The organism is Pleomorphomonas koreensis DSM 23070 (genome assembly GCF_000425185.1).
Lineage (GTDB): Bacteria > Pseudomonadota > Alphaproteobacteria > Rhizobiales > Pleomorphomonadaceae > Pleomorphomonas > Pleomorphomonas koreensis.
The window spans coordinates 18,938-27,739 of sequence record NZ_AULH01000029.1 but is presented as its reverse complement, the minus strand read 5'-3'; the positions used below and the strand labels follow the sequence as shown (position 1 = coordinate 27,739).

At 62.4% G+C, this 8,802-nt stretch carries 6 protein-coding genes; 2 read left to right on the top strand and 4 right to left on the bottom strand.

Translation table 11 applies throughout. The features are described from left to right. The coding region (locus tag H512_RS0118810; protein WP_210162722.1) for a transposase at positions 1–343 on the top strand (343 nt) is incomplete at its 5' end. Between the two features lie 54 nt (positions 344–397). Here the strand turns inward: H512_RS0118810 and H512_RS27925 are convergent. Next, positions 398–769: a family 16 glycosylhydrolase gene (locus H512_RS27925; protein ID WP_425414190.1), complete on the bottom strand. Its 372-nt coding sequence runs from the start codon at positions 767–769 to the stop codon at positions 398–400. Further along, positions 733–2,247: a recombinase family protein gene (locus tag H512_RS24930; protein WP_425414189.1), complete on the bottom strand. Its 1,515-nt coding sequence runs from the start codon at positions 2,245–2,247 to the stop codon at positions 733–735. The genes H512_RS27925 and H512_RS24930 overlap by 37 nt, the downstream gene beginning before the upstream one ends. Before the next feature lie 52 nt (positions 2,248–2,299). Between H512_RS24930 and H512_RS26015 the strand changes: the two genes are divergently transcribed. Then, positions 2,300–2,701 (top strand): hypothetical protein, encoded by a 402-nt coding sequence (locus H512_RS26015; RefSeq protein ID WP_053240056.1) that lies wholly within the window; start codon positions 2,300–2,302, stop codon positions 2,699–2,701. 150 nt (positions 2,702–2,851) lie between these two features. On the opposite strand, the gene H512_RS0118795 is transcribed toward H512_RS26015, so the two are convergent. Both H512_RS0118795 and H512_RS0118790 read right to left on the bottom strand, forming a co-directional pair. Continuing rightward, complete coding sequence (locus H512_RS0118795; RefSeq protein WP_036792703.1) at positions 2,852–7,990, bottom strand: helicase-related protein; 5,139 nt, start codon at positions 7,988–7,990, stop codon at positions 2,852–2,854. Between the two features lie 155 nt (positions 7,991–8,145). Further along, on the bottom strand, positions 8,146–8,751 hold the full coding sequence (locus H512_RS0118790) for a DUF1419 domain-containing protein (protein ID WP_026784752.1): 606 nt from the start codon (positions 8,749–8,751) through the stop codon (positions 8,146–8,148). Positions 8,752–8,802 lie beyond the last annotated feature (51 nt).

The window sequence follows — 8,802 nt, the reverse complement described above, 5'->3', positions numbered from 1 at the left end:
GGAGGTTTCCGACTATCTCGGCGTCGAGCCTCTTCTGGCTCTGCCGGTCGCAAAGCCCAGAAAAATGTTGGCGGACAAGGGTTTCGATGGCGACGACGTCCGTTCCAGCCTGTTGATGCGAGCCATTCTGCCGGTCATCCCGCCACGCGCAAATCGCCGCGATCCGCCATCGTGCGACTTCAAAGCCTACAAGGATCGCAACCGTATCGAGCGCATGTTCAATCGCATCAAACAGTTTCGACGCATCGCCACGCGCTACGACAAGACGAGACTTTCATACGAGAGTTTCCTCAACCTCGCCGCCGCGATGATCTGGATAACGGCTTTTGTCAACGCAACCTAGACGACCGGCATGGAGCGCAATGCGGCCAAGCTCGGCAGAACACGCTGGCGGGTGTCATTGAGGGCGCCCAGACACGGAAATACTTCTGAAATTCGCAGTTGAGGGCAGCTTCGCCCTATCTATTCGCCCCGAGAGTTGTTCAGATCGGGGCGCCCACAAATTAGCGTGGAGGCGCATTGGAAGGTGTGGGATCGGTGTTGGATCCCACCCCACGCGTTCATGCACGATGTTCCCGTCAACAGACCATACAATGCCCCCCGGAAGCCAGTCGATCTCATACAGATGAGAGGCTGCCGTGCTGTCGAATCCGAGATCAATATAGACCGGGGTTCCGCGGTAACCGAAGTCGAGGGCAGTGCCGTCATCGCCGGGATTGAAGTAAACGTTGATCAACATCCGCCAAGGATTGTTGCCTGGTAGTTCGATGTCGATTTGGTCATGTCGAGACGCGGGAGCAGATAGTAGTCGAGCGGGGATATGTTGCCGCGGTCCATCCGGATGGCGACGGTAATATCGGGCGCTAGGCCCGCGTCGAGCCGAATACGCCAGCGCGGCGAGGCACCTTGCGTCTCTCCGCAGCGGGCTACAACGACCGACGCGGTGAACTCGCCGTTGACATCGATCAACCCCGTTTCTTGATCGACGCAGACGTCGCCGCCGGCGGTACGTAGTCCGTCGACCACCATAGCGATAACATCTGGGTACATTGCCCGCAGACGTCGGTTGATCTCGATATAGCGGTAGTCTCGTCTCGGGCTGTAGCCGACAAGGTGATAGGCGCGCAGCAGGCTGCCGAAGCGGTTTTTGTAGACGCTGCTCGATGGCATATCCTCGCGTTCGTCGATGACGAGGCCGGAAAGGGAACCCTGCACCTCCAACAGCGATCGGAGCAGGTGGAGGAGTTCGTCGTCGCTGAGCCGTCGGCTTCGATCCTCCACAATTCTTGCCGCGCGCTCGTAGGTGGTGACATCAACGATCGCCGTGAATACGCCACGGGCGCGCACCCAATGTTCCTGGCTGTTAACGACCCGGCGCATTTTCAGCTTGAAGGACACACGGTTGAAGACGTTGTCACCAATGTATTTGGGGTTGGTCAGGACTTGGTGAATCGTGCCGCGCGTCCAAGGCCTCCCAAGGTCGGTGACAACACCTTCACGATTCAGCTGGGCCGCAATCCCGGCCTCTTGGACGCCGAGTTCGACGAAGAGGCGATAGATGCGCCGGACGACTTCGACTTCCTCGATCGGTCCGGGAACCAGAATAACACGATCGGTCTGAAGGCTCTTGCGCTCGCCGACCGAGAGCTCGGCCTTGTGCTCGCCGTGCTCGTCAACCAGGAGCCGTCGCAGGCCGTAGCCGGCCATCCCGCCTTGGCGATACCCCTTCTCAATAAGGCGGCATTGGCCAGCAAATACTTTCACGGAGAGTTCGCGACTGTATTCGCCGGCCATAACACGTTTCACGGTCTTCAGCAGATTGGACCCGATGCTGCCATCGTTCTCGAACTGCTCGGCACAGTAGTGGACGACGATATCGGCCCGGGAGCATAGGAACTCTAGGTGCGCGCCGTGATCGGCGTTCTGGAAGCGCCCCCAGCGACTAACGTCGTAGACCACGATCGTGTCAAAGTCGGCGGTACCGCGCTCGACATCCGCGAGCAGACGTTGAAAGGCATCGCGCCCCTCCAAGCTCAGGCCGCTCTTGCCAGCGTCCTCGTAGACCCGCACGATCTCGATGTCCCGACCCTCGGCGAACTGTTTGATAGTAGCGAGTTGGTTCTCGGTCGAGTAGCGCTGGTGGTCGGTTGACATCCGCACATATGCGGCAGCGCGGGCTGACCACTCCCCGCCGCCTCTAGCCGTCCGCGATGGTCCGTCACGCCCGCTCAAGCACTTACGCCCCACTCTTCACGCCCTGTTGGCGCAACTGCCAACACTACAGCGCGGAGGTAGTGGAATGTCCTTTCCGAAGTCGGGCAATATGTTACCCGATCGGCGGCACGGAAAGCCGCGCAAGCTGTCGTTTGCTAGGCTGGTGTCGACAGCCTTACGGTCATCGCTCAAAGGGCAGTCGTCCAAAGTTAAGACGGTTGCTCTTTGGACAGGCGCGAACGAGCGAACTGTGAAGAACTGGCTTTCCGGCGAGCGGGCACCGAGTGGCGACCACTTTCTAGGTTTGGCGGCGAACTGCCCCGCCGTGCTCGCAGCTTTTCTGGCGGCCATCCAGCGGAACGACTGCTTAGTCATGGCCGACATCGAAGAAGCGCGCGCCAAAGTGGCCGCTGCGTTGATGGCACTGGAAGCCGTAAGAGCCGCCCAGTTGGGTACGGCCGCGCCGCTGTCGCGCGACGATGGCTGAGTCACCCGGACGAGTGTCAATGGCTGCTGCTGGTCTCAATCTTGAAGTGAGGAGCGCCCTCCGGGCCATGTTGAGTGGCCATTTCTGGAGAATGGAAAGCGTGCAAGAGCGACCCGTTTAAAAGGCGCAAAGCAGCCATTTGTTGCCCTATCATGCCGCTTGCTTCGCTCCCGTCTCTACTTCATCCATCAGCTCCCTCTCCACTTCCTCCAACCGCCTACGCTTCTCCTCCAGCTCTCCGGCGAAGGCGAATGCCCCACCTTCGCGTGAGCGGTAGGACGCAAGGCGGGCGGTTGCTTCATCACGCTTGTTGCGTTGCGCTGTGTGCTTGTCTTCGAACCCATTGAGGGCATGCTCGAGACGGGCGATCGCTCCGAGTGGTGTGACGGTCAGCAGCAAGTCGATCTCATGGTCGGCGCCGGTGCGGGCGAGATGCGTGCTGTACTGGTAGTCCCCGCTGCGCCGGGTGTTGTCGGCGAGCCCCGTGAAAACGAGATCGAACCCGCCGATCGAGGCGATCGCCGTCTCGCCGGCGTGTTGAAGCTGGACGAGGGTGATGATCTCCTTCATGAGCGCGCGCCCGGCGACTTTGCGTTCGGCGTGATGCTCGCCTGTGACCACCATCTGGAAAGCCTCGCCCATCGTCGGAACGCGGCGGGCGATGTCCTCACTGATGGCCGCGATGCGGCGCGTCGCGTGCTCGATGTCTCGCTCGGCATCGCGCATCTGGCGGCGTATGGCAAACTGATCATCTCGGTGCGCCGCCTGCAGGCGCTCCAGCCGGGCGATGTCGGCCTCAAGCCCCGCCTTCTGCATCAGGCGCTGATCGCCTGAGGCTATCGCCTTGGCCATGGCGAACTGATTGGCCTGCCCCCCGTCGAGATCTTCCAGCCGGCGGATGGAGGTATCGCCTGAAAGAGCGGCGGCGATGAAGCGGGCCTTGCGCTCGTTGTTCTGCCACATGGTGGCATCGAGCGAACCTTCCGTCGCATAGGCGAAGATGTCAACCTCGTCATGCTGGTTACCCTGCCGGACAATGCGCCCTTCCCGCTGCTCGATCTGCGAGGGCAGCCACGGCACGTCCAGGTGGTGGAGGGCTTTCAGCCGGAGCTGCGCGTTGACGCCGGTGCCCATGGTATCGGACGAGCCGATCAGGAAGCGCACCTTGCCGGCACGCACGTCCGCGAATAGGCGCTGTTTCGCTTCGGCTTTCTTGTAGTCCTGCATGAAGGCGATCTCGGAGGCAGGAACACCCCGCCGGATGAGTTCGCCGCGGATCCAGCGATAGGCGGAAAATCCCCTGCTCTTCTCCACGCTGATCGTGCCGAGATCGGAGAAGATCATCTGCGCCGCGCCGGGAAGATCAAAGCCCCGCCCGTCGGCCTGTCGATACGTGGTCTCGGCGGTCTCCAGCCAGATACGATGCGCGGTCTCGATCAAGAGATTGAGCTTGTTCTCCGGCTCATTGTCATTGTCCGCGTCGACGAGCCTGAGATCGATGGCGGCGTGGCGGCCGTCGGTGATGACGGAGAGCAGGATGTCATCACCGGGCTCGGCCGGGCGATCCCGCTCCTCAATCGCCTTGATGCGGGCATCGAGCACGGTCTGATAGCGCTTGAAGGCAGCAGTCGGCTTGGCTGTGACGATCTGACGCCGCCCGGTGGAGATAGTCGGCACCTTCACCAGGCGCCTGAGGTCTTCCGGCATCACCACATCGGCGAAGCTGCGGAACAGGGCGATCAGTTCCGGAACATTGACGAAGCTCGCAAAGCGACTGACCGGCTTGTATTTGCCGGACGGCTGAAGTTCCAACTCCGTCGTCGTGTCACCGAAGGTGGCGGCCCAGGCGTCGAACTCATGCAGGCCGCGCGCCTTAAGTGCCACATGGTCCATGAGGCGCTGGACCGAGAACATTTCCCCAAGGGTGTTGGTGATCGGCGTACCGGAGGCGAGCACCAGGGCACGACCGGGGTTCTTCACCTCCAGGAACCGGGATTTGACATAGAGATCCCAGGCGCGCTGCGATCCATTGGGATCGACGCCCTTCAGCGTCGCCATGTTCGTCGCAAAGGAGAGCTTTCTGAACTCTTGCGCCTCGTCGACGATGATCTGGTCGATACCGAGCTCGGAGATCGTCAGGAGATCGTCCTTCCGGGTGGCGAACGCCTCCAGCCGTTCTTTCAGGCCCTCTTTCAAGCGTTCGAGGCGCTTGCGCGAGACGCGATCATCCCGCTCCACCCGGCCCATCAGGTCCTCGTAGAGCGAGAGTTCGTCCTCGATCATCTGCTTCTCAAAGGCGGCGGGGACCGAGATGAAGCGGAACGCCGAATGGGTGATCAGAACCGCGTCCCAGGTGGCGGTCGCGGCCCGCGACAGGAACCGCTGGCGCTTGTCCTTGGAAAGGTTCGTCTCGTCGGCGACGAGAATGCGGGCATTGGGATAGAGGGCGAGGAACTCGCGCGCGGCCTGGGCCAGGCAATGGCCGGGAACGACCAGCATGGCCTTGGCAACCAACCCGAGGCGGCGCTGTTCCATGATGGCGGCGGCCATAGTCATGGTCTTGCCGGCGCCGACGGCATGGGCAAGGTAGGTGGAGCCACTCGCGACGATGCGCCAGATGCCACGCTTCTGGTGCGGATAGAGCGTGAACGCCGTGCTGGCGCCGGGAAGCTTGAGGTGGTCGCCATTGAAGGCGCGCGGCGCGATGTTGTTGAAACGGTCATTGTAGATCCGCGCCAGCCGGTCGGTCCGGTCAGGGTCAGTCCAAACCCAGTTCTGGAAGGCAGCCTTGATTTTCTGAAGCTTTTCCTTGGCCGCCTCGGTATCGACGACATTGAGCACACGGCGCTCGGTGTCGCCGTCCCTGATGGTGTCGAAAATCTGCGGCACTCGGCTGTTGAGCGCATCGTCAAGCAGTTCCCCGGCATGGCGCCGCTCGGTGCCCCAATCCGACGTGCCGGAGGCCAGGTATCCGAGCTGGCGCGCGTCCACGGTCCAGGTGGCGAGTTCCGGCACGTGGTGGATGCGGATATCGGCATCCAGGGTTTCTTTGACGAAGCGGACCACATCGTCAGCGGGGATCCACGGGGCGCCCAGCCGCGCCGTGATGTCGGCGGGGCCGAGATCGGCCGGCTGGACGTCACGGAGGGCAAGAACATTGCGCCGGAAGGACGGATCAAGCTCGGCGACGGCCTCGGCCAGTTTCAGCTTGTCGCGCACCGGGCCCGAGAGATAGGCGTCCGCCGTCAACCAATTGCCATTCGCCGGATCGCGGAAGACGGATGTTCCCAGGTCGGCGAGCACATCATCGACGTCCCTGTGCAGGAGTTCGGCGATATGGTCGAGGTCGACATGGCCGCGTTCGTTGAGCACGACTGCGAGCGCATCGGCCGCGGAGGTGATTGTCGGTGCCGCGGGCGGCGCGATCACCCGTTCGGAAAAGATCGGGCCGGGACGCGCGGTGTCGGTCTCAAGATCATAGTCTTCGATCGAGGCGACCAGCCAGCAATCGGGATCGTCCAGGAAGGGCTGGATATTCGGGCGGCGATGGCTCTCGCGGACCTCGCCGCTCGCCTCGTGCTCGGCAATGGAAACCGTCGTGTGATTGATCGGCCCGAACTCCCGCACGAAGGAAGACCAGGCGATGCGCAGGCGGACCTGCGCGTCTTTCCAGGGGCGGTCGGTTTCTTGAAACTTCAGGATGTCGCGCAGGGCATCGCGGACAGGAATGAGCCGGGCGATGATACGGACGTGCTTTTCGGGCATGCCATCGCCGCTCTTGCCCTTGCGGACCTTCACCGGAACGGGCGCACCGTCGGTGATCTGCATCAGGCCGTGGCGGGTATCCATGACATAGCTGCCTTCCCGGACATGGGAGATATCGCCGGAAACGGCCGCCAACGGCATTTCCGCGAACTCGGCCTCGAGGTCGATGACGTCGGGCGCGCCGTCGTAGAGTCCCTCCGGCAAACGCGCGACGACGGCATCAAGTGCGGCTTCCAGATTCTCGCCCGCCCTGGGCAGGCAAGTGTAGGTCTCCCCGAATGGCCCGGTTACGAGCGCATGAGTGCCGAGCACCATCTCCGGGTGGCGGGCGAACCAGCCATTGACGGAGACCACTCCCCTGCCCTCCCCGTCGGTGCCGGCATCGAAGCAAACATCGGCAAGATCGAGCCAAGACCGATCGCCCGCGATGTCGCCGCCCCGCCGCTTGCGAAAGAACAGGATATCGACGACCACATCGGTTCCGGCTCCCTTCTGGAAGCTGCCCTCCGGAAGGCGGATCGCCGCCACCAGATCGGCTTTGTTCGCTATATGTTCTCTCGCGGTCTTGCCCGCCTTGTCCAGCGTGCCGTGCGATGTGACGAAGACAGCGAGCGCTCCGGGTTTGAGAAGATCGATCGACCGCGCGAGAAAATAGTCGTGAAGGCGCAGCCCCAGTGACCGATAGGCGCGATCCGAGCGCACTATGCGGTCCGAGAACGGCGGATTGCCGATAGCAAGATCGAAGTGTTCCGGCAGATTGGTCCTGGCAAAATCCCCTTCCAAGATTCGCGCCCTCGGCTGCAGCAGCCGGACAATGCGAGCGGTCACCGGGTCCAGCTCGACGCCGGTAACGAGGGAGCACTCACGAAAGCTCTCCGGCATCAGTGCCGGAAAGAGCCCCGTGCCGATGCCGGGTTCAAGCACCCGCCCTCCCCGCCAGCCGAGGCGTTGCAAGCCCTTCCAGATCGCCCGGACGATGAATTCCGGCGTGAAATGCGCATATTGGGTCGAACGGGCCAGCGAGGCGTAGTCACTGGCCGAAACCGCGTCCTCGAGCGAACTGCCGAGTCCATCCCAGCCATCGCGAAATCCCTCTTCGCCGGGGCGACGGAATATGCCGTTGGCAAGCTCTGAGGCCCCAAAGCCGGTGAAGCGGATCAGCCTGGCTTGTTCCTCGCGTGTGGCCGGGCGACCATCACGGACGATCTCATTGGCAAGCTCGATTATGTCGACATTGGCCCCTGCCCTCTCCCCCCAACCGGTAGCCAGGCCCCGGTCGCCCTCGTCGAGATGGAAGTTGGCCGGTGCGCCCGGTGCGCGAGGTTCAGTCGTTGGCACCCCAACCGGACGGCTGGCGCCCGGAGCGGGCGGAACGGGGTTGGGATCGTCGTCATTGTCCGGTCGAACGGCCGGGCTGCCGGCGAGCGCGGCAACGCCGAAGCCAAGGCCCGTTGACAAATCGTCGTGCCCGAAATCGGAGAAATTACCAAACAGGTCAAAGGTGAAGGGGGCATCCTGGGTCATGCCGAAAACGCTCCTGAAAGTTCGAGGAATGAGAAAGCGGGGGCTGGGATGTGAAGGCGCGCGGCATCGCCACGCCGAGCATCTCGGCAATGGCGATTGTCAAGGCCATCCGATCAGAGAGCCGTGATCAGGCCGCCGGCTTCACACCGTGAGTTTCACGCCGCGAGAGCCTGGTGCATGGGCCGGTAGTGGATGGGCAGCTTGGCGACGATCTCCGCCTCGGTGAGATCGGTCAGGAGCTTGGCCTCGCCCTGTGGTTTCCTGGAATAGACCATCACCCAGCGCTCGCCTCGAACCGAGGAGGGCCAAGTCTCGTCGGCATAGCCCCGATAGGCGTCCCTGGTGTCGCTCCAAATGTGTTCGAGCCGCTCAGCCTCGCTCATTGCCCGTTCCGGACGAAACTCCCTTGCTACGATGGCCTGCCGCATTCGCTCGGGCTCTTGGCGTCGGGAAAGATCGCAATATCCGTGAAAATGCCTGACACGGTCGTTGATCGAGATGGTGAAGAAGACGCTGGTGACGGCCCCGATCATGAACTCGCGCATGGCGAACATGCCTCCTCTCATCCAGAGCGGCGGCAGGACATCCAGCATGTAGTCGCATTCGCTCTGGCCAAGCTCGAACCATTCGCCGGCATAGAGCGGGGATGCGTCTACCGCGAACCGCCCTGATTGCTTGGCATGGCGATCGAACAGGCGGAACATCTGCGGCCGGTCGGCGCATCCGAACCAGACTTTGCGAAAGTTGTCGGACGGGATCATGGGAAACTCCTTCGCTCAAAGGTGATCGACCGAGCCCGGCGGATCGCTCAT